Annotated in this window: 23 protein-coding genes and 1 riboswitch; of the genes, 20 read left to right on the forward strand and 3 right to left on the reverse strand. The window is 63.3% G+C overall.

What is annotated here, in order from left to right; translation table 11 throughout:
* Nucleotides 1-15 precede the first annotated feature (15 nt).
* Entirely contained in the window at nucleotides 16-1,236 is a 1,221-nt protein-coding gene (locus ACFUOZ_RS17870) for an MFS transporter (RefSeq protein WP_377550549.1), read from the reverse strand.
* 262 nt (nucleotides 1,237-1,498) lie between these two features.
* On the opposite strand from ACFUOZ_RS17870, the gene ACFUOZ_RS17875 reads away from it, so the two are divergent.
* Both ACFUOZ_RS17875 and ACFUOZ_RS17880 read left to right on the forward strand, forming a co-directional pair.
* Nucleotides 1,499-2,830, forward strand: a complete 1,332-nt coding sequence (locus tag ACFUOZ_RS17875; protein ID WP_377550551.1) for an ammonium transporter — start codon at nucleotides 1,499-1,501, stop codon at nucleotides 2,828-2,830.
* Entirely contained in the window at nucleotides 2,827-3,165 is a 339-nt protein-coding gene (locus ACFUOZ_RS17880; RefSeq protein ID WP_017199639.1) for a P-II family nitrogen regulator, read from the forward strand. Before ACFUOZ_RS17875 ends, ACFUOZ_RS17880 begins: the two co-directional genes overlap by 4 nt.
* A gap of 84 nt (nucleotides 3,166-3,249) precedes the next feature.
* Here the strand turns inward: ACFUOZ_RS17880 and ACFUOZ_RS17885 are convergent, their stop codons facing one another.
* Entirely contained in the window at nucleotides 3,250-4,650 is a 1,401-nt protein-coding gene (locus ACFUOZ_RS17885; protein WP_377550553.1) for a glucose-6-phosphate dehydrogenase, read from the reverse strand.
* A 111-nt stretch (nucleotides 4,651-4,761) separates the two neighbouring features.
* Here ACFUOZ_RS17885 and ffh point away from each other — a divergent pair, with 111 nt between their 5' ends.
* Nucleotides 4,762-6,345 carry a signal recognition particle protein gene (ffh, locus tag ACFUOZ_RS17890; RefSeq protein WP_377550555.1) on the forward strand — a complete coding sequence of 528 codons (1,584 nt, stop codon included), beginning with the start codon at nucleotides 4,762-4,764 and terminating at the stop codon, nucleotides 6,343-6,345.
* 61 nt (nucleotides 6,346-6,406) lie between these two features.
* Nucleotides 6,407-7,129 carry an alpha/beta fold hydrolase gene (locus ACFUOZ_RS17895; protein ID WP_377550557.1) on the forward strand — a complete coding sequence of 241 codons (723 nt, stop codon included), beginning with the start codon at nucleotides 6,407-6,409 and terminating at the stop codon, nucleotides 7,127-7,129.
* On the opposite strand, the gene thiC is transcribed toward ACFUOZ_RS17895, so the two are convergent.
* Nucleotides 7,117-8,931 carry a phosphomethylpyrimidine synthase ThiC gene (thiC, locus tag ACFUOZ_RS17900; protein WP_377550591.1) on the reverse strand — a complete coding sequence of 605 codons (1,815 nt, stop codon included), beginning with the start codon at nucleotides 8,929-8,931 and terminating at the stop codon, nucleotides 7,117-7,119. The genes ACFUOZ_RS17895 and thiC overlap by 13 nt on opposite strands.
* A riboswitch (TPP riboswitch) is annotated at nucleotides 8,927-9,034 on the reverse strand. (Overlaps the previous gene by 5 nt.)
* Nucleotides 9,035-9,118: 84 nt before the next feature.
* Here thiC and ACFUOZ_RS17905 point away from each other — a divergent pair.
* The 16 genes from ACFUOZ_RS17905 to ACFUOZ_RS17980 all read left to right on the forward strand — a co-directional run bounded on the left by ACFUOZ_RS17905 (nucleotide 9,119) and on the right by ACFUOZ_RS17980 (nucleotide 21,710).
* Complete coding sequence (locus ACFUOZ_RS17905) at nucleotides 9,119-10,201, forward strand: amidohydrolase family protein (RefSeq protein ID WP_377550559.1); 1,083 nt, start codon at nucleotides 9,119-9,121, stop codon at nucleotides 10,199-10,201.
* A 77-nt stretch (nucleotides 10,202-10,278) separates the two neighbouring features.
* A complete protein-coding gene (locus ACFUOZ_RS17910) occupies nucleotides 10,279-11,187 on the forward strand; it encodes a VOC family protein (protein WP_377550561.1) in 909 nt (302 codons plus the stop codon).
* Between the two features lie 85 nt (nucleotides 11,188-11,272).
* Nucleotides 11,273-11,710, forward strand: coding sequence for a hypothetical protein (locus ACFUOZ_RS17915; RefSeq protein WP_377550563.1), 438 nt, complete (start codon nucleotides 11,273-11,275; stop codon nucleotides 11,708-11,710).
* Nucleotides 11,711-11,945: 235 nt separating this feature from the next.
* On the forward strand, nucleotides 11,946-12,368 hold the full coding sequence (gene rpsP / locus ACFUOZ_RS17920; protein WP_018776208.1) for a 30S ribosomal protein S16: 423 nt from the start codon (nucleotides 11,946-11,948) through the stop codon (nucleotides 12,366-12,368).
* A 1-nt stretch (nucleotide 12,369) separates the two neighbouring features.
* Nucleotides 12,370-12,612 (forward strand): RNA-binding protein, encoded by a 243-nt coding sequence (locus ACFUOZ_RS17925; protein ID WP_144659985.1) that lies wholly within the window; start codon nucleotides 12,370-12,372, stop codon nucleotides 12,610-12,612.
* A 129-nt stretch (nucleotides 12,613-12,741) separates the two neighbouring features.
* The gene (gene rimM / locus ACFUOZ_RS17930) at nucleotides 12,742-13,290 is read left to right on the forward strand and encodes a ribosome maturation factor RimM (RefSeq protein ID WP_377550566.1); all 549 of its coding nucleotides are present in this window, start codon (nucleotides 12,742-12,744) and stop codon (nucleotides 13,288-13,290) included.
* Nucleotides 13,287-14,087 carry a tRNA (guanosine(37)-N1)-methyltransferase TrmD gene (gene trmD / locus ACFUOZ_RS17935; protein ID WP_377550568.1) on the forward strand — a complete coding sequence of 267 codons (801 nt, stop codon included), beginning with the start codon at nucleotides 13,287-13,289 and terminating at the stop codon, nucleotides 14,085-14,087. The genes rimM and trmD overlap by 4 nt, the downstream gene beginning before the upstream one ends.
* A 263-nt stretch (nucleotides 14,088-14,350) precedes the next feature.
* Nucleotides 14,351-14,704, forward strand: a complete 354-nt coding sequence (rplS, locus tag ACFUOZ_RS17940; RefSeq protein ID WP_144659988.1) for a 50S ribosomal protein L19 — start codon at nucleotides 14,351-14,353, stop codon at nucleotides 14,702-14,704.
* Between the two features lie 81 nt (nucleotides 14,705-14,785).
* Nucleotides 14,786-15,463, forward strand: coding sequence for a signal peptidase I (lepB, locus tag ACFUOZ_RS17945; RefSeq protein WP_377550570.1), 678 nt, complete (start codon nucleotides 14,786-14,788; stop codon nucleotides 15,461-15,463).
* Nucleotides 15,464-16,255: a signal peptidase I gene (gene lepB / locus ACFUOZ_RS17950; protein ID WP_377550572.1), complete on the forward strand. Its 792-nt coding sequence runs from the start codon at nucleotides 15,464-15,466 to the stop codon at nucleotides 16,253-16,255. It abuts the gene before it with no gap.
* Entirely contained in the window at nucleotides 16,256-17,056 is an 801-nt protein-coding gene (locus ACFUOZ_RS17955) for a ribonuclease HII (protein WP_377550574.1), read from the forward strand.
* A gap of 68 nt (nucleotides 17,057-17,124) precedes the next feature.
* Complete coding sequence (locus ACFUOZ_RS17960) at nucleotides 17,125-17,469, forward strand: DUF2469 domain-containing protein (RefSeq protein ID WP_018776202.1); 345 nt, start codon at nucleotides 17,125-17,127, stop codon at nucleotides 17,467-17,469.
* A gap of 114 nt (nucleotides 17,470-17,583) precedes the next feature.
* The gene (locus ACFUOZ_RS17965; RefSeq protein WP_377550593.1) at nucleotides 17,584-17,949 is read left to right on the forward strand and encodes a YraN family protein; all 366 of its coding nucleotides are present in this window, start codon (nucleotides 17,584-17,586) and stop codon (nucleotides 17,947-17,949) included.
* A complete protein-coding gene (locus ACFUOZ_RS17970) occupies nucleotides 17,950-19,491 on the forward strand; it encodes a YifB family Mg chelatase-like AAA ATPase (RefSeq protein ID WP_377550576.1) in 1,542 nt (513 codons plus the stop codon).
* A 38-nt stretch (nucleotides 19,492-19,529) separates the two neighbouring features.
* Complete coding sequence (gene dprA / locus ACFUOZ_RS17975) at nucleotides 19,530-20,720, forward strand: DNA-processing protein DprA (protein ID WP_377550595.1); 1,191 nt, start codon at nucleotides 19,530-19,532, stop codon at nucleotides 20,718-20,720.
* Nucleotides 20,721-20,783: 63 nt separating this feature from the next.
* The gene (locus ACFUOZ_RS17980) at nucleotides 20,784-21,710 is read left to right on the forward strand and encodes a tyrosine recombinase XerC (protein WP_377550578.1); all 927 of its coding nucleotides are present in this window, start codon (nucleotides 20,784-20,786) and stop codon (nucleotides 21,708-21,710) included.
* The last annotated feature ends 57 nt before the right edge of the window (nucleotides 21,711-21,767 follow it).

Raw genomic sequence — 21,767 nt, forward strand, 5'->3', positions numbered from 1 at the left:
AACCACAACTGCCAGTCAGTTTTTGGGTTTAAGGGGTTCGCGCGCCACCAGCCAACCCGCGGCCGTCAGCAGCAGCACGCTCCCGGTGATGCCGAAGGCCCAGCCGTAGCCCAGTTGGTCGGCAAGCAATCCCGCAATAACAGGGCCAATAATTGCTCCGGTGTCGGCGGCCATCTGGAAGACGGCAAGCACCTTGCCGCCGGATCGTCCACGCCCAATGACGTCGGCGACGGCGGCCTGCTGGGCCGGGCCCAGCAGGCCTGAGCCGAACCCCGCCACAGCCGAGGCGATGAAGAAGGCAATGAGCTCGGTTGTCAGGCCGATAAAGCCGGTGGCCAACCCGGTGATCACCAGGCCAGGGATCAGCAGGACCTTCCGACCCCAGGCGTCAGCCAACCGGCCGGAGAACGTCAGGGCGACGGCGTTTCCCACGGCAAAGACAGCCAGCGCCCAGGCGGCTGTTTCCGGCCGTGAATCCAGGACGGCCACCGCGAACAGCGGGATGGTGGCCATCCGGACGCCGAAGGTCACCCAGCCATTGCCGAAGCTGGAAAATACGGCGGCCCTGTAGGCGGAGTCGGCCAGTGCCTCCCTCAGGTCCATGGCAGGGGCGGCTCCTGCGTCCTGGCTGGCGTTTCCTTCGCCACGGAGCATTGTCCGGACCACCAGCGCAGCAAGAAGGAGCGTGCCCGCGTACGCCAGGAACGGCACCCGCAGTCCGAATCCTGCCAGCAGGCCGCCGACCACCGGACCCAGGACGCTGCCGATCAGGAACGCCGAAGCGTAGGCCCCGGAGACGCGTCCGCGCCGCTCGGGCGGTGCAAGCCGGATCAGTAAGCCCATGGCTGCGACGGTAAACATCACAGAACCGGCTCCACCAAGGCCACGGAAGATCAGCAACTGCCAGTAATCCTGGGCAAAGGCGCACGCTGCCGTGGAAACTGCAACGATCAACAGGCCAGTAACGTAGACGTTCCGTTCGCCGAAGCGTCCGATCAAGGCGCCGCCGGCAGGCGCGAAGGCCAGGCGCATGAAGGCGAAGATGCTGACGATCACAGCGGCAGCGGTGGCGCCGACGTCGAAAGTGGTAGCGAATTGCGGCAGTACAGGTGCTACCAGCCCGAATCCCAAGGCGATCAAGAACGCCGCTGCCAACATCACCTTGATGTCACGGGGCAAGGGAACTTTTTCCTGCCGGATCCCTGGAGCTTTGACGGATCGGGGCGACTGGGTCATTCGGTGCTGGTCCTTCTGGTGGGATCTGGCGCTTGAACGCCTTGAGTGTCGGAAAACCAGGTTCACACCGTGAAGTCCGACGCCTGAAACATATCCGTAACGTTGCAGATATGCACCATTTACGTTGGGGAGGTTGTTGTAACGGCCCCGCAATATAAAACCCGCGCAGGTGAAACACTGCGGCACAAAACTCTTAAGCAGGACGCAAAAGGCGTCAGGACGGCGGTTGAACCGCAGATCTAGCAAGAGAGGAACGTGCACCATGGAACTTACCGCAGGTCACGTATGGGTCATGGTGGCGGCGGCGCTTGTGCTGTTCATGACACCTGGTCTGGCATTTTTCTACGGCGGCATGACACGCGCCAAGGCAGCCTTGAACATGATGATGATGAGCTTCATCTCCATCGGCATCGTAGGTGTTGTCTGGGTGCTGTGGGGCGCGTCCATGAGCTCCGGCGAAGGATTCCTGGAGATCGTGGGCAACCCGTTCGCCACCTTCGGCCTTGAAGGCATCAACACTCCCGATGGCTTGATCAAGGTCGGCTACGCAGCCACCTTCGCCATCATCACGGTGGCCCTTATCAGTGGCGCCATTGCTGACCGCGCCAAGTTCGGAGCCTGGAGCATCTTCGTCCCGGTCTGGGTCACCTTGGTTTACTGCCCCCTGGCCTACATGGTGTGGGGCGGCGGCCTCTTCGGCCCCGAAGGTGCGATCGGCAAGGCCCTGGGCCACGCCATTGACTTCGCGGGCGGCACCGTGGTGCACATCAACGCTGGTGTGGCAGCCCTTGTCCTGGTCCTCATCATTGGCAACCGCCGCGGTTTCGGCAAGGACCCCAACCACCGTCCGCACAACATCCCGTTTGTCATGCTCGGTGCGGCAATCCTCTGGTTCGGTTGGTTCGGCTTCAACGGCGGCGCGGCGGCGACCGCTGAGCAGGGCGGCCTGATCTGGATCAACACCCTGGCGGCTCCGGCAGCGGCCATGATCGGCTGGCTCATCACTGAGCGAATCCGTGACGGTCACCCGACGTCCCTCGGCGCGGCCTCCGGTGTCGTCGCCGGCCTCGTGGCCATCACCCCGGCTTGTGCCGATGTCAGCCCCATTGGTGCCCTCGGCCTCGGTGTGGTTGCCGGTGTGGCCTCCGCCCTTGCAGTCGGCCTGAAGTTCCGCTGGGGCTTCGATGACTCGCTGGACGTTGTAGGCGTCCACCTTGTCTCCGGCATCATCGGCACCGTGGCTCTCGGCTTCATTGCAGTTCCGAGCGAAGGCGTCACCGCAGGCGGCCTTTTCTACGGCGGCGGATTCGCCCAGCTGTGGGCACAGCTCGCAGCAGCCGGCGTCGCAATTGTCTTCTCGGCAGTCATGACGGCCATCATTGCCCTGGCCATCCACAAGACCATGGGCTTCCGGGTCTCCACCGAACAGGAGAACGTCGGTGTCGACCTCAGCCTCCACGCTGAGACGGCTTACGAGTTCGGCGTCAACGGACACGGTGGCAGTTTCCAGCCGCTGCATGAGGCCATGATCGGCAAGTCGGAAACCACCGCAACCAAGGCACCCGCAGAGGGCAAGGAGAGTGTCCAGGCATGAAGCTCATCACGGCGATCGTTCGTCCCGAAAAGCTTGAAGCAGTCCGTGAAGGCCTCGAAGCCTACGGAGTCCAGGGCCTGACGGTCAGCGCGGCCAGCGGTTATGGCCGCCAGCGCGGGTACACCGAGGTGTACCGGGGAGCTGAGTACAACGTGGATTTGCTGCCGAAGATCCGCATCGAGGTCCTCGCCACCGACGAGCAAGCGGACGACATCCTCGATGTCCTCATCGCAAGCTCCAACACCGGCCGCGCCGGTGACGGCAAGGTGTGGACGGTTGACGTTTACGAAGCCGTGCGGGTTCGCACCGGTGAACGGGGCGCTGCAGCCATCTAAGGCGCAGCCGAACATCAGGGCAGAACACAGCGGGCCGGGTACCACTGAAAGGTACCCGGCCCGCTTTTGCGTTCGACGGCGGCGTCAGTCCTCGACGGCGGTGGGCCAGGAGGCCGGCCCGGCGCTGCCGGCGTCGTATTCCTCCAAGGGAACTTCGCCCTTTTCCCAGGCACGCAGCACGGGCTCAACGATCCGCCAGCAGTCCTCGGCAGTATCTCCGCGCACGGACAGCAAAGGATCGCCGGTGAGGATGCCTTCCAGGACTTCACCGTAGGGCAGCAGGTCTGCAGCGTTCAGCTCAGCCACAAGGCTGGCCCTGTCCAAGGTGAAGATGTCTCCGGGGCCGTTGACATCCACATCCAGTTGCAGGACGTCCGGGCCGAATCCAATGCGGAGCTGATTGGGGGAGTCCATCCCCAAGAATCCCTTTGGCAGGTGCGGAACCGGCCGGAAAGTGATGACTGCTTCCTTGCGTCGGCGCCCCAACGCCTTGCCAGAGCGGAGAATGAAGGGAACTCCCGCCCAGCGCCAATTGTCGATTTCCACCTGCACCTCTGCGAGTGTCTCGGTGTTGCGGCCGGGATCCACTCCTTGCTCGGCCGCGTAGTCGGGCACTGTGCGCTCCCCCAGCGTTCCTGCCGTGTACCTGGCCCGGCGGGTGGAGGCCTCATAGGGTGCTTTGATGCTGCTGGCCCGCAGCACGGTGGCTACGGCATCGCGGAGGTCGCGTTCCTCAATGGTGGCTGGGGCGTCGATGGCCAGGAACGCCATGATGTGCAGGAGGTGGCTCTGGATCATGTCCCTCAAGGCCCCTGCGGTGTCGTAGTAGCGGGCCCGTCCTTCGAGTGCCAGGTCCTCGTCGAAGATGACTTCAACCTTTTCAATGTGGTCGCGGTTCCAGACGGGCTCAAGGAAGCGGTTGGCGAAGCGGAGGCCCAGGATGTTCAGGACCGTGGCTTTGCCCAGGAAATGGTCTACGCGGTGAATGTGGTCCTCGGGCACCAGCGCCGCCAGTGTCCTGTTCAGCTCGTGGGCTGATTCCGTGCCAGAACCGAATGGCTTCTCCATCACGAGCCGCGTTCCCGCGGGCACTTGGTCCCGATGCAGTACCTCGCAGGCCTTCTGGCTGACGTGTGGAGGCAGCGCGAAATAGACGGCGATGGGTCCCTCCAAGTGCGCCAGCAGATCAGCCAGGGGGCCATCCGCTGTTACGTCCACCTGGTGGTAGGAGGTGCTGTTGGCAACAGCGTCAAGCGCCGCGTTTCCGGCCGCATCCGCCGATTTCGACGCCGTTGCGAAAGCGCCCTTGACCCTTTCCTGCCACTGTTCGGGAGACCAGGGGTCGGACCCGGCACCCACCAGCTTCAGGCCCGGCGCCCGTCCGGCCGCCAACAGTCCCGCAAGCCCGGGAAGGAGCAGCCTGCCTGTCAGGTCCCCGGACGCGCCGAGGATGAGCAACGTTTTTACAGTTGTTTTACTGGTCACTGTGCCAGCATGCCACCTTGTCAGCGCGACTTGGTACCCTAGATAGTCGAGTCCCGTGGATAACGCCGGACCGGCAACCATTCGTAGACCATCGAAAGAAGTGCACGGCGCGTGTTCAATTCACTCTCTGACCGGTTGACAGCAACCTTCAAGAACCTTCGTGGCAAGGGCCGCCTCACCGAGGCTGACGTCGATGCCACAGTTCGGGAGATCCGCCGTGCCCTTCTGGACGCGGACGTCGCCGTGTCCGTCGTCCGCGAGTTCACCGGGCGCATCCGCGAACGTGCCCTTGGCGCCGAAGTTTCGGGGGCTTTGAACCCGAGCCAGCAGATCGTCAAGATCGTCAACGAGGAACTCAAGGAGATCCTCGGTGGCGAGACCCGCCGTATCCGATTGGCGAAAACCGGCCCCACCATCATCATGCTGGCCGGCCTTCAAGGTGCCGGTAAGACCACCCTTGCGGGCAAGCTGTCCAAGTGGCTCAAGGCCCAGGGGCACAGCCCCCTGCTGGTGGCGTGCGACCTTCAGCGCCCCAATGCAGTGACGCAGCTCCAGGTTGTTGGGCAGCGTGCCGGTGTCCCGGTCTTCGCCCCGCACCCCGGCGCCACGTCCTCCGAACTTGAGCACCCCGCCGGTGACCCGGTTGCCGTAGCCAAGGCCGGTGTCGAAGAAGCGCGCCAGAAGCTTCACGACGTCGTGATCGTTGACACGGCCGGCCGCCTCGGTGTCGACGCCGAGATGATGGACCAGGCCCGCCGGATCCGCCAGGCGATCATTCCCAACGAAGTTCTTTTCGTTATCGACTCCATGATCGGCCAGGACGCCGTAAACACGGCGATGGCCTTCGATGAAGGCGTCAACTTCACCGGCATCGTCCTTTCCAAGCTCGACGGCGATGCCCGCGGTGGTGCCGCGCTGTCTGTAGCGTCGGTTACCGGCAAACCGGTCATGTTCGCGTCCACGGGTGAAGGCCTGGACGACTTCGAACTCTTCCACCCGGACCGTATGGCCTCGCGCATCCTGGACATGGGTGACGTCGTCACCCTGATCGAACAGGCTGAGAAGGCCTGGGATAAAGAAGAAGCTGCCCGGATGGCGAAGAAGTTCGCTGACCAGGAAGACTTCACCCTGGACGACTTCCTCGCCCAGATGCAGCAGATCCGCAACATGGGCTCCATGAAGAAGATGCTCATGATGATGCCGGGTGCGCAAAACATCCGCCAGCAGCTGGAGAACTTCGACGAAAAAGAAATCGACCGCGTCGAGGCCATCGTCCGCTCCATGACGCCGCATGAGCGTGTTGCCCCCAAGATCATCAACGGTTCCCGCCGGGCACGTATCGCCAAGGGCTCGGGCGTCCATGTTTCCGAGGTCAACGGGCTGCTGGAGCGTTTCGCCCAGGCGCAGAAGATGATGAAGAAGCTGGCCCAGGGTGGCGGCATGCCGGGTATGCCCGGAATGCCCGGCCTTGGCGGTCCCGGTGGGGGACGCAAGAATGGCAAGAACGCCCCGAAGAAGAAGGCACGTTCCGGCAATCCGGCCAAGGCGGCCCAGGAGTTGCGCGATGCCGAGGCCAAGCGGGCCAACGCAGCTTCGGCAGCTCCCACGGGTGCAGCGTTTGGTCAGGGCGCAGCAGACTTCGATCCGTCATCGTTGAACCTTCCCAAGGGTTTCGACAAGTTCCTCGGCAAATAACCGCGCTGACATTCCCAACCTGCACGGGTTGGATGTCAGAGCCGTCGCATAGGCTGAACCAATGCAGAAGCAGCGCGTGGTCTTCCTCCATGGAGTGGGCAGTTTCGGTGCTGCGGCGTGGCCGAAACAGCACGGAATGGCGCTCCGCTACGACGCCTTGTTTCTGCGAAGGCACGGCTTTGATCCAGTGGCCGAGCCCGTCGAGTCCGACGTAGCAGCCGATGTGGCCATTGTGATTGAGGCCTTGGCTGATTCCGGGGGTGGTCACGTGGTGGCTCATGAGCAAGGAGCCATCCCGGCCATGCTGGCAGCTGTGGATCGCCCGGACCTTGTCCATTCACTCGTCGTGGTGGAACCGGCCTGCTTGTCGTTGACAGCGGAGCTTCCGGCCACGGCTTCCCACCGGGCCCTGATGGAACCGCTGTACGAGGTTCGGGGCCAGCTCAACGACGCTGATTACCAACGCGAGTATTACCTGCGTGCCTTTTCTGCTGAAACGGGTGGCTTGGAATCCCTTGAGGCACAGCGCGCGGCTCGCCGCCTAAGGCTGCAGGCGCCGCCTTGGGAGGCCCCGCTGCACATCGTTCCCGGAGTGCCCACCTTGGTCCTGACCGGTGGGTGGGAACCCTTGTATGAGGAAATTGCGGCGTACCTCCAGGAGACCGGTGCCCTTCGCCGCGTTGCAGCTGGCGGGCACCGGCCCCAGGATTCATCCGACGGGGATCACATCATCCGCACCTTTGTTGCAGACGTGGAGCGGACGCGCTCACTTCAGGCGTCCTGAGTTCGAGGAACCTGAAGCTCCGGCAAGTACACCTTCGCGCCGGAGGCCAGGAATTCGGCACTCTTTTCCTGCATTCCGCTGTACATTTCTGCGATCGCCGCTTGGGATTCTGCCGAGCCGTACTCATCGCGGATGTCCTGGCTGATGCGCATGGAGCAGAACTTGGGGCCGCACATTGAGCAGAAGTGTGCCGTCTTGGCAGGCTCTGCCGGCAGGGTTTCGTCGTGGAAGGACTCCGCCGTGACCGGGTCCAGGGACAGGGCAAACTGGTCCCGCCACCTGAATTCGAACCTGGCCTTTGAAAGGGCATCGTCCCGTTCGTGGGCGCCGGGGTGCCCCTTGGCCAGGTCAGCGGCGTGGGCCGCGATCTTGTAGGTGATCACGCCTGTCTTCACGTCGTCTTTGTTGGGCAGGCCCAGGTGTTCCTTGGGTGTGACGTAGCAGAGCATGGCTGTGCCGTACCGGGCAATCTCAGTGGCACCAATGGCGGAGGTGATGTGGTCGTAGCCTGGAGCGACGTCGGTGACCAACGGTCCCAGTGTGTAGAACGGGGCGCCCTTGCACAGTTCCTGCTGGCGCTCCACGTTCTCCCGGACCAGATGGAACGGAATGTGACCGGGACCCTCCACCATGACCTGCACGTCGTATTCCCAGGCACGCTGGGTCAGCTCGGCCAGAGTATCGAGTTCGGCAAACTGTGCGGCGTCGTTTGCGTCGGCCGTCGCGCCCGGGCGCAGGCCGTCTCCCAAGGAAAACGCGACGTCGTACTTGGCGAAGATTTCGCACAGCTCGTCGAAGTGCGTGTAGAGGAAGTTTTCCTGGTGGTGGGCCAGACACCATCCGGCCATGATGGAGCCGCCTCGGGAGACGATGCCCGTGACGCGGTTGGCGGTCAGCGGCACATACCTCAGCAGCACACCGGCGTGGATGGTCATGTAGTCCACGCCCTGCTCGCACTGCTCGATCACGGTGTCGCGGAAGATCTCCCACGTGAGCTTGTTGGCTTCACCATTGACCTTCTCCAGCGCCTGGTAGATGGGCACCGTGCCGATGGGTACCGGGGAGTTCCGGATGAGCCACTCGCGGGTGGTGTGGATGTCGTCGCCGGTGGACAGGTCCATGACGGTGTCCGCGCCCCACTGGGTGGCCCACTGAAGTTTGTCCACTTCTTCGGCGATGGAACTGGTGACGGCCGAGTTTCCGATGTTGGCGTTGATCTTCACCAGGAAGGCTTTGCCGATGATCATGGGCTCGGACTCGGGGTGGTTGATGTTGTTGGGAATGATCGCCCGGCCGGCGGCGACTTCGCTCCGGACCAGTTCAACGTCGCAGTTCTCCCGTAACGCGACGAACTGCATTTCGGGGGTCACCACGCCATTGCGTGCGTAGTGCATCTGGGTGACGGTTTTGCCTTCGACGGCGCGGCGGGGCACGGGCTGCGCCCCCTTCCACTCCGCAGAGGCCGCGCCTCGCCGCAAAGCCGCCTTGCCGTCGTCGAGCAGGTTGCGTTCGCGGCCCGTGTAGGGTGCGGTGTCGCCGCGGGCTTCAATCCAGGCGGCCCTGAATGGTTCGAGCCCTACTACGGGATCGCTCCCGGGGCCGGCCGTCCGGTAGACCTGCAACGGCGCGTTGGCCTGGCCGTTGGGGGAAGGCTCAAGCGAAATTTCGGTCACCGGAACGCGGATGCCGCTGGCAGGGTCTTCGACGTAGGCGAGCGAATGGGACTTCAAGGACTGCGTAACAACCGTGTCTTCGACAGGGCTGTTTTGGGTAGGGCTGTGCTGTGTTTTGGTGGTGCTCAAAGGATTACTCACTTCCTTCGCCGGCATTACCCGGACAGGTTCAACGGTCGCAGGCTGCCTCAGCCCGATCTCAGCCCCTGCAAGGGCCCCCGTGTGGTCGTAGACGAAGCTACCACAGCTGCCATGGGGCGCCCAGTCACATGAAGGCGGCACCTGCAGGGGCCCCGGCGCGGACTAGGATTTTGGCATGTCCAACATCATCGAATTCACCGGACCAGTGCTCGTCGCCGCGGATCAGGAACGACGTGGTATGTGGTCCGTTGGAGGCACGCTGACCTTCCAACGTCCGTCAGGGCAGCCGGAGAAGGTGCTCGATGGCTGGGTCCTCCCCGGATTTGTTGATGCCCATTGCCACATCGGCTTGGGCCCCGGCGGCGCGGTGGACGAGGCCACTACCCTCGCACAGGCCCAGGCGGACCTGGCCGCCGGGACTCTGCTCATCCGCGACTGTGGATCGCCCAGCGACACACGGTGGGTGCAGCAACGGGAGGACTTGCCTCGGCTGATCAGGTCCGGCCGCCATATCGCCCGAAGCCGCAGGTACCTGCGCGGGCTGGGTCACGAGATTGAGCCGGAGCAGTTGGTGGAGACCGTTCGGAAGGAAGCGCGCGACGGCGACGGTTGGGTGAAATTGGTCGGGGACTGGATCGATCGCGGCATAGGTGACCTGGCGGCCTCCTTTCCTGCCAGGACCGTAAGGGACGCCGTCCGGGCTGCGCACGACGAGGGCGCCAGGGTCACGGCGCATTGCTTCGCGGAAGAGACCATCGATGACATGCTCGATGCCGGTATCGACTGCATCGAACACGCAACGGGTCTGTTGCCACGACACATCCCCAGGCTCGTGGAGCAGTCCGTCCCGATCGTTCCCACGCTGGTCAACATCGCCACCTTCCCGGATATCGCTGCCCAGGCCGCGCCAAAATTTCCTGAATACGCCCACCACATGACGCGCCTCTGGGAGCGGCGGCGTGAACGTGTGGTGGAGGCGTACGAAGCCGGAGTCGCCATCTACACCGGTACGGACGCCGGGAGCGTCATCAGACATGGCCGTATTGCCGACGAAATGAACGAACTGCACGACGCCGGCCTGCCGCCGGCCGCGGTCCTTGACGCCGCCACGTGGGGCGCCCGGAAGTGGCTGGGCGCCGAAGCCATCAGCGAAGGGGCGAGTGCCGACGTCGTGATCTGCCACGAGGATCCGCGCCGGAACGTCAGTACCGTTTCGGCACTCAAACACGTCGTCCTGCGAGGGCAGCTGATCCGCTAGGAATAAATTGAAGCTTCAAGTAATTTAGATAGGTAGAACGTGCCGAAAGGCGGCCGCATCAACACCGGGAGCTTCACATGTCCGCTTCATCCATACAGGACCTTCTGCCTGCCGACCTCGCCATGGGCACCGTTATGCTCAAGGTCGGCGATATGAAAGTCATGAGTGACTACTACCAGCGCGCCTTGGGGCTGGAGGTTGTTGCCGAGCAGGACGGCGGCCTCTACCTCGGGCGGGTCGGCAAGCCCGTGGTCCACTTGGCCCCGGCTGCCGGTCTCCAGCTTCCAGGGCGTGGTGAGGCCGGGCTGTTCCACACCGCCATCCTCTTCCAGGACCAGCCCTCATTGGCGGCCACCATCGCAACCGCCGCCGGTTATGAACCCCGTGCCTTCGTGGGAAGTGCGGACCACCTGGTCAGTGAAGCGTTCTACTTCACCGACCCGGAAGGCAACGGCATTGAGCTCTACTACGACAAGCCGCGCGAAAGCTGGCAGTGGGACGGCAAAAATGTGGTCATGGACAATGTGGCCCTCCCGCCGCAGCGTTTCCTCCAGCAGCACCTGAGCGAAGCCGCGGTCACGGGCCAGCACGAAGCGGCGGCCGGAATAGGCCACGTCCACCTTCAGGTGGGCGACGTCGCCACGGCCCACAACTTCTACGTCGAAACCCTGGGCTTCGAGAAGACCGCGGGTTGGCATGGCCAGGCGCTGTTCGTCTCCGCCGGTGGGTACCACCACCACATGGCCATGAATGTGTGGAACAGCCGCGGCGCCGGCCCCCGGAAGGACACCCTGGGGCTCGGGGAAGTGCTCATTGAGGTGCCCACTGGCGATGACGTCGGCGCACTGGCAGACCGCCTGCGGGTGGCCGGAGTGCAGAACCACCACACGGGCGCCGAATTGCAGTTCGAAGACCCGTGGAGGAACAAGCTGCGCGTTGCCGTGCGCCGGCCCGATTCCGCCGCCGGCGTCCAGGCAGGCGCATAGCTGCACTAGGCTGGGCAGTGACGGTGCGGGACCTCCTGTCCTGCGCCGCACGCCCCGTCAGCACTAAGGATTGAGAGTACTTTCCATGGGCTTTGCCGAAATTTTTGTAGCCACCCACGACGAAGCACTCAAGCGGGCAGCCGCCCTGGGCAAGGGTGCCGATGTTGCCGGACCCGCGGTCCGGATCAAGGACATTACGGACTACGAAGTTGAACAGCTTGGCGACCTTGCCGGACAGGCGGTCCATGCTGCGGGCGCCGACTACGAACTTGCCTTGGTGGACGTCACCAGTGATGCGCTTCTCGGCGTTCCCGAGGCGATGGTGAGGGCGCTGGCCGAACTGCTCACCTACGAAAGCGAAGGCGAAGCCAACGTCCTCGACGACGTCGCTGCCGCCTGGGCTGCGCAGGAAGACATGCCCTTTGAAGCCGCGCAGTCACGGCAATACGTCCAGCAACTGGCCGCCCTTGCCGCGGACGTGGAAAAGACCGAGCGGACCGGGCTCTACGTCTGGTCGGAATGAGCATCCGCCGTCCGGTCCGGTGAAGGCGCCGTCCGCAAAGTGACCAAGAACTCACCGGCCCGTGCGGCGTAAGTCGTAAATGCCGCGGGCATCTGGCACAATAGACAGGTACTCGATCGGTGCGGCCCCTCTCTCCGTGCTCGTATCTTGTCCTTCGAACCGCCAAGTATGGCCCGCCCCACGGGTGCAGAACGCCCGGTTCAACCCCGTTTCAGAAACAGGAGTGACCACAAAAGTGGCCGTAAAGATTCGCCTTAAGCGCTTCGGTAAGATGCGCGCACCGTACTACCGCATTGTCGTCATGGATGCCCGCGCCAAGCGCGATGGCCGTGCCATTGAAGAAATCGGCAAGTACCACCCCACCGAAGAGCCGTCGTACATCGAGGTCGCTTCCGAGCGCGCCCAGTACTGGCTCTCCGTTGGTGCCCAGCCGACCGAGCAGGTTGCCGCGATCCTCAAGATCACCGGTGACTGGCAGAAGTTCAAGGGCCTCCCGGGCCAGGAAGGCACCCTGAAGACCAAAGCTCCGAAGGAAGCTTTCGTAGCTCCGGAGAAGGGTTCCGTCATCATCCCGGAAGCCATCACCAAGAAGGCCAAGAAGGACGACGCTGCTGAGGCTCCGGCCGAGGCTGAAGCAGAGACCACCGAGGCTGAGTAAGTTGCTGGCAGAAGCGCTCGAGCACTTGGTCCGCGGGATCGTTGACAGCCCTGAGGATGTCAAGGTCAGTGCCAGGAACAACCGTCGCGGGGAATCCCTCGAGGTGCGCGTTCACCAGGAGGACCTCGGACGGGTGATCGGCCGTCAAGGACGTACTGCACGTGCACTGCGCACTGTGGTTGCTGCCTTGGCTGGTGGCGAGCAGGTCCGGGTCGACGTCGTCGATACCGACCGCCGCCGGTAACGCGCTCAGCACTTTTTGTCTTAGGTCCGGCCCCTTCACCGAATATGGTGGAGGGGCCGGATTGCTTTGTCCAACACTTCACTACCGCGACTGCCCGGCGGCGCGGAACAACAGAATTCAGAGGAACCCATGCAGCTCCAGGTGGCCCGGATCGGCAAACCCCATGGCATTCGTGGCGAGGTGACGGTGCAGGTACTCACCGACGCGCCCGCAGAGCGATTCGTCGCGGGGACCGAGTTCGTCGTGGAGCCGGCCTCAGCCGGCCCGTTGACTGTCCGCAGCGCCAGGTGGAACAAGGAAATCCTGCTGCTTGGCTTCGAGGAGATCGCGGACCGCAATGCCGCTGAAGCCATCCGTGGGGCAAAGCTGTTCATTGAAACGGAAGAACTCGACGACGACGACGACGAGGAAGGCTGGTACGAGCACGAACTCGTTGGCCTTCAGGCGCGTGTGGGTGCCCAGATTGTTGGCAAGGTTGCCGCACTGAACACCATGCCCGCCCAGGACCTGCTGGTCATAGAATCCGAAGACGGCAAGGAGATCCTGGTTCCCTTCGTTGACGAAATCGTCCCGGAGGTCAACATCGAGGACGGCTACATCCTCATCACGCCGCCCTCGGGCCTGTTCGAGCTCAACGACGAAGGTGCCGGGGATTCCAACGGGGAGCCTGCTGAATGAGGATCGATGTCGTCAGCATCTTCCCTGAGTACCTTGCCCCGCTGGAGCTTTCCCTCATAGGCAAGGCCCGGCAGGACGGATTGCTGGAGCTGAACGTCCACGATCTGCGTACCTTCACCACGGACAAGCACCGTACGGTGGACGACACACCGTACGGTGGCGGTGCCGGCATGGTCATGAAGCCTGAACCCTGGGCGCAGGCGCTTGAGTCCATAGCCCCTGCGGAGGCGGGCACCAAGCCGGTGTTGATTGTTCCCTCACCCGCGGGGGAGCGCTTCACCCAGGCGCTGGCTTACGAACTCGCCGAGGAAGAGCAGCTGGTCTTCGCTTGTGGCCGCTACGAAGGCATCGACGAACGCGTCATCGACTGGGCCCACGAGCACTTCACGGTGCGTCCGGTCAGCCTTGGCGACTACGTGCTCAACGGAGGCGAGGTAGCCGTCCTCGCCATGGTGGAAGCGATCGGCCGCCTCCTTCCCGGGGTGGTCGGCAACCCCGAGTCGTTGATCGAGGAGTCCCACTCCGACGGTTTGCTGGAGTATCCCGTCTACACCAAACCGTCATCCTGGCGTGACCATGACGTGCCGGAGATCCTGCTGAGCGGCAATCACGGCAAGATTGCCCAATGGCGCCGCCATGAGCAGTTCCGTCGTACCGCCGAACGCCGCCCGGACCTTCTGGCGGATTTCGACGCCGGTACGTTGAGTCGCGCGGACCGCAACGCCCTCGCGGAGCTCGGCTACGAGATCGTCGATGGCCGGCTTCGGGCCACCCGCCGCGGTGAGTCCACCGACTAAGCCGCCGGCCGCCGTCGAACGCTGTGGGTCCCGCCAGTTGGTCGGATGGCTGAGCATGTGGCAGAATTAACCCTTGTGTCTGCTGGGCTGACACCTGCCACAGGGGGAGTTCAGCCAACAGTCGGACAACCCGGTGACGCCAATCAGTGGTGGAGCCGGACACTAAGAAACTTCGGCGGAAATTTCCGGTGGCCTGGTGTGCCCCGGGCTTGTCCGCCGTAACCCAAAGTGAATGACCTGTGGCGTTCACCAGGAGTGGATTAATGCATATCCTCGATAGCGTAGATGCAGCTTCGCTGCGTAGCGATGTTCCTGAGTTCCGCGCGGGTGACACCCTCAAGGTTCACGTCAACATCATCGAAGGCAAGAACTCCCGTGTCCAGGTATTCCAGGGCTTCGTCCTGGGCCGCCAGGGTGACGGCGTTCGCGAAACCTTCACCGTGCGCAAGGTTTCCTTCGGTGTCGGCGTAGAGCGTACCTTCCCGGTACACTCCCCGATCATCGAAAAGATCGAGGTCGTCACCAAGGGTGACGTCCGCCGCGCCAAGCTTTACTACATGCGCGCACTGCGCGGTAAGGCTGCGAAGATCAAGGAAAAGCGCGACTTCGCCAAGTAAGTCCCGCGACTTACGCAACGGGTCCAGGATTCGTGCCCGGTTGATCCGGAGCAATCCGCAACGCAACACAGGATACGAGTCATGGACACATCAGAACGCCAGCCCCGGAAACAGGGCTGGCGTTTTGTTTTGCTGGCCCTGGTCCTCGCCATCGCCATCAGCGGCCTGGTGCGCTCACTGTGGGTCGACGTCTATTACATTCCGTCCGAATCCATGGAGCCGCTGCTGATGACCGGCGACCGGATCCTGGTATCGCGCACCGATTTCAGCGCCGAGCCTATCCGCCGGGGCGACGTCGTGGTATTTGACGGGCGCGGCTCCTTCGCGCCGCTCAGCAGCGGCAAGGGTCCGTTCGTGGATGCGGTCAACGCGGCGGGACAGTGGTTTGGGTTGACGGGCAGTGACACCACCTACGTAAAAAGGGTCATTGGCGTCCCCGGTGACCATGTTCAGTGTTGCGATGCCACCGGGCAGCTCACAGTGAACGGTCAGGTACTTGAGGAACCCTATCTTTACCCGGGCGATGAACCCAGCACGCAGAAGTTCGACGTCGTGGTGCCCCGGGACCGCCTCTGGTTGATGGGTGATCATCGTTCGCGCTCTGCCGACTCCCGTGGGCTGCTGGGCGCGCCGGGCGGCGGCATGGTTCCCATGGAACGGGTTATCGGACGGCCGGTCCAGATCATCTGGCCACTTGATAGATTTACAGGGATGCCTCGCTCCACGCAGGCCGAAACATCATCGAAGGACGGACAGTAGATGCCGGACAAAGCTCCCGGGACCCCAGAGCGGTACGACGACGACGCGCGGCTCTCGGACGAAACGGCGCCTTCAGATGGTGCGGAGACCCGGGCAGAGGCGGAAAAACCGGGCAAGAACCCGGTGCTGGTATGGGTCAAGGAAATTGCCACTGTCGTGGTGATTGCGCTGGTGCTGTCATTCCTGTTAAAAACGTTCCTTTTCAAGGCTTTCTTCATACCCTCCGAGTCCATGGAAAGCACGCTGGACGTTCACGACCGCATCTTCATCAACCTGCTGGTTCCCGGGCCATTCGACCTCTCGCGCGGCGACGTAGTGGTCTTCAAGGACACCCAGGCATGGCTCCCGCCCGTGGCCCAGAAGCCGGCCGGGCCCATGGACTGGGTAGGAGACACCCTCGAATTCGTAGGCCTGGCTCCGGACGCGAGCGAGCAGCACCTGGTCAAACGTGTTATCGGGCTCCCCGGCGATCACGTCTCGTGCTGTGATGCGCAGGGACGGATCAGCGTCAATGGTGTTGCCCTCAACGAGACCTACATCAATCCGGCCGAAACCCCCTCTCCGCAAACCTTCGACGTAGTTGTTCCCGAAGGTAAAGTGTGGGTTATGGGCGATAACCGCAACCACTCTGCGGACTCCCGGGCCCACCAGGAAACCAACGGCGGATTCGTGAACATCGAAGATGTTGAGGGCAAGGCCACGGTCATCGCCTGGCCCATCAACCGATGGACTGTCCTTGACAACTACCCGGACGTTTTCCGTAACGTCCCCCAAGCAACCCCCGCAAAGTAGATGGCAACCACAGCAACAGGTCCAGGTCCAGGTCCCAAGGCCAAAGCCAAGACCCAGCCCAAAGCCAAGACCCAGCCCAAGGGCAAGACCCCGCCCAAGGGAAAAGCGAAAGCGAAGAGCCCGCTAGGTTTTCCCACGTTGGACGTGGAGAGAACGTTCCTCTCCCAAGGTGTGCGCCTTCTTGCGGGTGTGGACGAGGTAGGGCGCGGCGCGTTGGCGGGTCCCGTCAGCGTGGGAATCACGGTGGTCGACCTCGCCGAGCATGGCCTTCTGGCCGATGTTCGCGACAGCAAGCTCCTCAAACCCGAAGACCGTGACCGCTTGGAACCCCTGGTCCGCGAATGGGCCCTGGCCTCAGCAGTGGGGCACGCCTCCTCACAGGAGATAGACGAGATCGGCATCATTGCCGCCCTGCGCCTGGCCGGAACCCGTGCGTGGTGTGAAATTCTCGACGGCGGCATCACTCCAGACCTTGTGCTGTTGGACGGCAGCCACAACTGGCTTTCACCGGACGTCCAGGCGTCTCTCTTTGACTCGGCACCGACCGGTGCACTGTGCGAAGCTCCTGTCCACACGAGGGTCAAAGCCGACATGAGTTGCCTCAGCGTGGCGGCGGCCAGTGTGTTGGCCAAGGTGGCCCGCGACCGCATCATGGTGGACCTCCACTCCGAGCTGCCCGCCTATGGCTGGAATGTGAACAAGGGGTATGCCACCGCCGCCCACCGTGACGTTATCCGCCTCCAGGGTCCCAGTGCATACCACCGCACCAGCTGGCACTTGACCGGTGCCATGGCGGAATAGTTCCTGCCAGTCGCGCAGCTGTTGTGTACTTGGCGCGTACCAACCAGCAGATAGTGCAAGATGGAACTATGAGTGCCGAGGACCTTGAAAACTATGAAACCGACATGGAGCTGCAGCTCTACCGTGAGTACCGGGACGTAGTCGGTCTTTTCAGCTACGTTGTCGAGACGGAGCGACGGTTCTATCTGGCCAACCACGTCGATCTCCAAGCCCGCAGCGCGGACGGTGAGGTTTACTTCGACCTGACTCTGCAGGACGCGTGGGTCTGGGATGTCTACCGCTCCGCGCGCTTCGTCAAGAACGTCCGCGTGATCACCTTCAAGGACGTCAACGTCGAAGAACTGCCCCGCAGCGAAGACCTTGCTTTGCCCAAGGACGGCGGCCTGGGAGACCTTGGAGATCTCGGCAACTAGGGCTTTTCCGGGGAGCACTGTTCCTCCACAACTTAGGATTCCGGCCGGTTTACCCACATAGCAGCAGGCCGCCCTGTCACCGTCCGCCTCCAGCCTGAAGGCTGGTCAGTGGAGGTGGTGGCCATGAGGGCAAAAGACCTGCTGGGCCAATACGGCGAGGCATTGGCGGCGGATTTCCTGGCGGACCAGGGGATGCGGATCATTGATCGCAACTGGCGTTGTGCCGATGGGGAAATCGACATCGTTGCAATTGACGGGGACACCTTGGTGGTGGCCGAAGTCAAAACGCGGAGGAGCCTGGACTATGGGCATCCATTCGAGGCTGTAGGACCGGCCAAATTGGTCCGGCTCCATCGACTTGTCGCGTCCTGGTGCCGCGCCCACGACTTCAAGGCACGGCGTCAGCGTGTTGATGTGGTGTCGGTGATTGACAGCGGCCTCGGTGATCCCGTGCTGGAACACCTTCGGGGTGTTGGGTAGATGGGGGTCGGGCGCAGCTACAGCGTCGCCCTTGTGGGCCTGAACGGATACATCGTGGAAGTAGAGGCCGACATCGGCCAAACACTTCCCAACTTCGTGATTCTCGGGCTCCCCGACGCTGCCTTGAATGAAGCGAAGGAACGAATTCGTTCGGCCGCGCAAAACTCAGGGATACCTTTGAGCCGACGGAAGATCACGGCGAACCTCATCCCTGCCTCACTTCCGAAACGTGGTTCCGGATTCGATCTGGCGATCACAATGGCGGTGCTGCGGGCTGCCAAGGACATCAGATCCATCGACGGAACCGTGTTCATCGCTGAGCTTGGCCTGGATGGCAGGCTGAGACCGGTCCGTGGAATTCTCCCTGCCGTGATGGCCGGCGTCCTGGCCGGTTTTCCCGACATTGTGGTGGCCGAGGCGAATGTTGCGGAGGCGGCGCTTGTCCCGGGCGCAAACGTCCGGGGCTACAAGACGCTGGCCAGGCTGGCGTACGACTTTGGCGCAGACCCGAAAGACCTCGCGCTGGACTATGAGCCCGCGGACGAGGATGTCCCTGACGCGGACGTGGAGAGCTTGGCCTCGGCACCCGATCTTTGTGATGTCTCAGGGCAAGGCGAAGCGCGACGTGCATTGGAAGTGGCTGCTGCCGGCGGACACCATATGCTGCTGACCGGCCCGCCCGGGGCCGGCAAGACCATGCTGGCCGAGAGACTTCCCGGATTGCTACCGGACCTGGCGGACACGGCCGCAATGGAGGTGACCGCCATCCATTCCCTGGCTGCGGCCCAGGCCTCTGCTGTTCGGCTGGTCCGCCGGCCGCCCTTCGAGAATCCACACCACAGTGCAACGGCCGCGGCCATCATCGGGGGCGGTTCGGGCCTTCCGCGGCCCGGTGCCGCATCACGTGCCCATCGGGGCGTGCTGTTCCTCGACGAGGCTCCAGAGTATGAACGACGGGTGTTGGACGCCCTTCGGCAGCCACTGGAAAGTGGCGAGCTGGTGATCCACCGTTCGGCCGGAACTGCTGCCTATCCTGCCCGCTTCCAACTGGTTCTGGCCGCCAATCCATGTCCTTGCGGGAAAGCATCCGGCAAAGGGATGGAGTGCACCTGCACGGCGATGATGCGGCGCCGCTACTTCGGGAGGATGTCGGGCCCACTGCTGGACCGCGTCGATATCCAACTGCAAGTTGAGCGTGTGTCCCTGGCGGATTTCGGCAGCGCCGGGAAAGAAGAGGATACCCGCACAGTGGCAGCGCGGGTAGCAGCCGCCAGGGAAAGGCAGCTGGTCCGCCTGAACGGCTTGGCGCTCGAGACAAATGCGCAGGTCCCCGGACGAAGCCTTCGCGGCGAACTGCGGTTGTCCCCGGGAACCACACGGATACTGGACGCCGCCTTGGAGCGGGGCATCCTGACGGCGCGGGGCTACGACCGTGTCCTGAGGCTCGCCTGGACGCTAGCGGATCTAGACCTCAGCGACAAGCCCGATGCTGACCACATAGGGCAGGCATTGGGCCTGAGGCAGGCTGCGGGGGCGGCATGAGCACCTTGAATTCGATCGGGAAAACGGGAGTGACAGGAATGAACGAGCACGACAAGAACAGGACAGCCCGGGCAGCACTGGCGCGCCTGATGGAACCCCAGGACTCCGTAGGACTGGCCCTGGTCCAGGTAGCGGGGCCTGTCGACGCCCTTGGCGTTGCAACAGGGGAACTGCGAACTGGACCTGCTCTGGAACAGGAGATCTCCGCGGTGCTCCGCGACGGGGGAGGACCTGCAAGCTGGCCAGGTCTCCAGACCAGCCTCAAGCGATGGGCTCCGCGTGTTGCCGACCTGGCTCCAGAGCGCGACCTGGAAACCATGCGGCGGCTTGGTGGCCGTTTGATCATTCCCGGAGACGACCTTTGGCCGGAACAGTTGTCCGATCTCGGCCTCCAGGAACCCCTCTGCCTGTGGTGGCGGGGACACGAGCAGGAACTGCCGTCAGCACCACACGCCATCGCACTGGTGGGTTCCAGGGACAGCACGAGCTATGGTGCGTCGGTCACAGGAGACTTCGCATATGGATTGGCCCAGCGGGGTTTCAGCGTGGTCTCCGGCGGGGCCTATGGCATCGACGCCCATGCGCATCAGGGAGCGCTCAACGGAGGGGTAGCCGGGCTGCCCACCATAGCGGTCATGGCCGGGGGAGTCGACCGCTTCTACCCCTCCGGCAACGAGGACCTCCTGCGGGCAGTCTGCACCCAGGGAGCTGTGATCTCGGAAGTTCCCCCGGGTTCGGCACCCACACGGTACAGATTCCTGCAAAGAAACCGTCTCATTGCCGCCCTTGCGTCAGTAACCGTGGTGGTGGAGGCCCGGTGGCGCTCAGGGGCGCTGAATACGGCGCATCACGCTGAGACGATCGGCCGCGTCGTGGCCGCAGTTCCGGGTTCAATCCACAGCGCGAACTCGGCCGGCTGCCACCGCCTTCTCAGGGAGGGGGGAGCCGTATGCGTGACGGACGTGGGAGAAATTGCTGAGCTTGCCGGGGCCATTGGAGAATCCGCCGCCGAGGACAAGGGCGAAGGCGCGGCGGTCCATGACGGGTTGTCGCTGGAGGACCTTATCCTTCTGGACGCCCTGCCCCTTCGCTCCTCAAGTTCCGTGGAAAAACTATCCGTCGTGGCGGGATTGAGCCTTGTCGCCGTTCGTGCAGGCCTTGGCCGGCTGGGGCTGCTGGGCCTGGCCGTTTCGGAGCGGGGCGCATGGAAGCGTGGAAAGAGTGCTTAGCGCCTTTCGGAACAGGCATGTTGGTGCAGTCGCCGTGCAACGACTGCTGGCACAGTTGGAAGGGTGGATGCACGATCACTACCTTCAAACTTGGCCGACGCAGTCGAGGGCTTTCGGCGGTACCTCGAAGGTGAGCGGGCACGGTCTGCCCATACCGTCCGTGCCTACACAGCGGACGTTGAGAGCCTTCTCGCTTTCGCAGTGGAAGAGGGTGTCCAGGAGCTAAGGCAGCTGGAGCTTGGATCGCTTCGGCGTTGGCTTGGTGCCCAGAGTGAAGCTGGAATGTCGCGGGCTACGCTGGCCAGACGTGCGGCGACCGCCAGGTCCTTCACCGGCTGGGCGCTCCGCGAAGAACTGATCGCGACGGACCCTGCTGTGAGGTTGCAGGCGCCCAAGCGCGGCAAGTCACTCCCTGGTGTGCTGCAGCAACAGCAGGTCACCCGCATGGTTGATGACCTGGTCGCCGCCGCCGAGGAAGGTGGTCCAATGCCCCTGAGGAACCGCGCCATGGTGGAGTTGCTTTATGCCACGGGCGTCCGGGTGGGCGAACTTGCGGGACTGGACATAGATGATCTGGACCCGGACAGGAGAACCCTTCGCGTGCTGGGCAAGGGCAATAAGGAGCGCACCGTGCCGTTCGGTGTCCCAGCTGCCGTGGCCGTAGATGACTGGCTTAGGCGGGGACGTCCGGCCGTCGCCACTGCAGGGAGCGGGCCGGCCCTGTTTCTGGGGGCCCGGGGTAACCGCGTCGATCCCCGGCAGATCCGCTCAGTGGTCAGTGACTTGCTGCAGGCGCTTGGCGATACCTCCGCCACGGGTCCGCATGCGCTCAGGCATAGCGCGGCCACGCATCTGCTGGACGGCGGTGCGGACCTGCGTGCCGTCCAGGAGATTCTTGGCCACAGCAGCCTCGCCACAACACAGATTTACACCCATGTGTCCGTTGATCGGCTGAGGAACAGCTATCAGCAGGCGCACCCGCGGGCCTGAACATGAACGCTGCAGTCATCGCACTGGCGGAAAGCGGCAGCGTACGGCAAAATGAAA

Source organism: Paenarthrobacter sp. NPDC057355, from assembly GCF_042667405.1.
Taxonomy (GTDB): domain Bacteria; phylum Actinomycetota; class Actinomycetes; order Actinomycetales; family Micrococcaceae; genus Arthrobacter.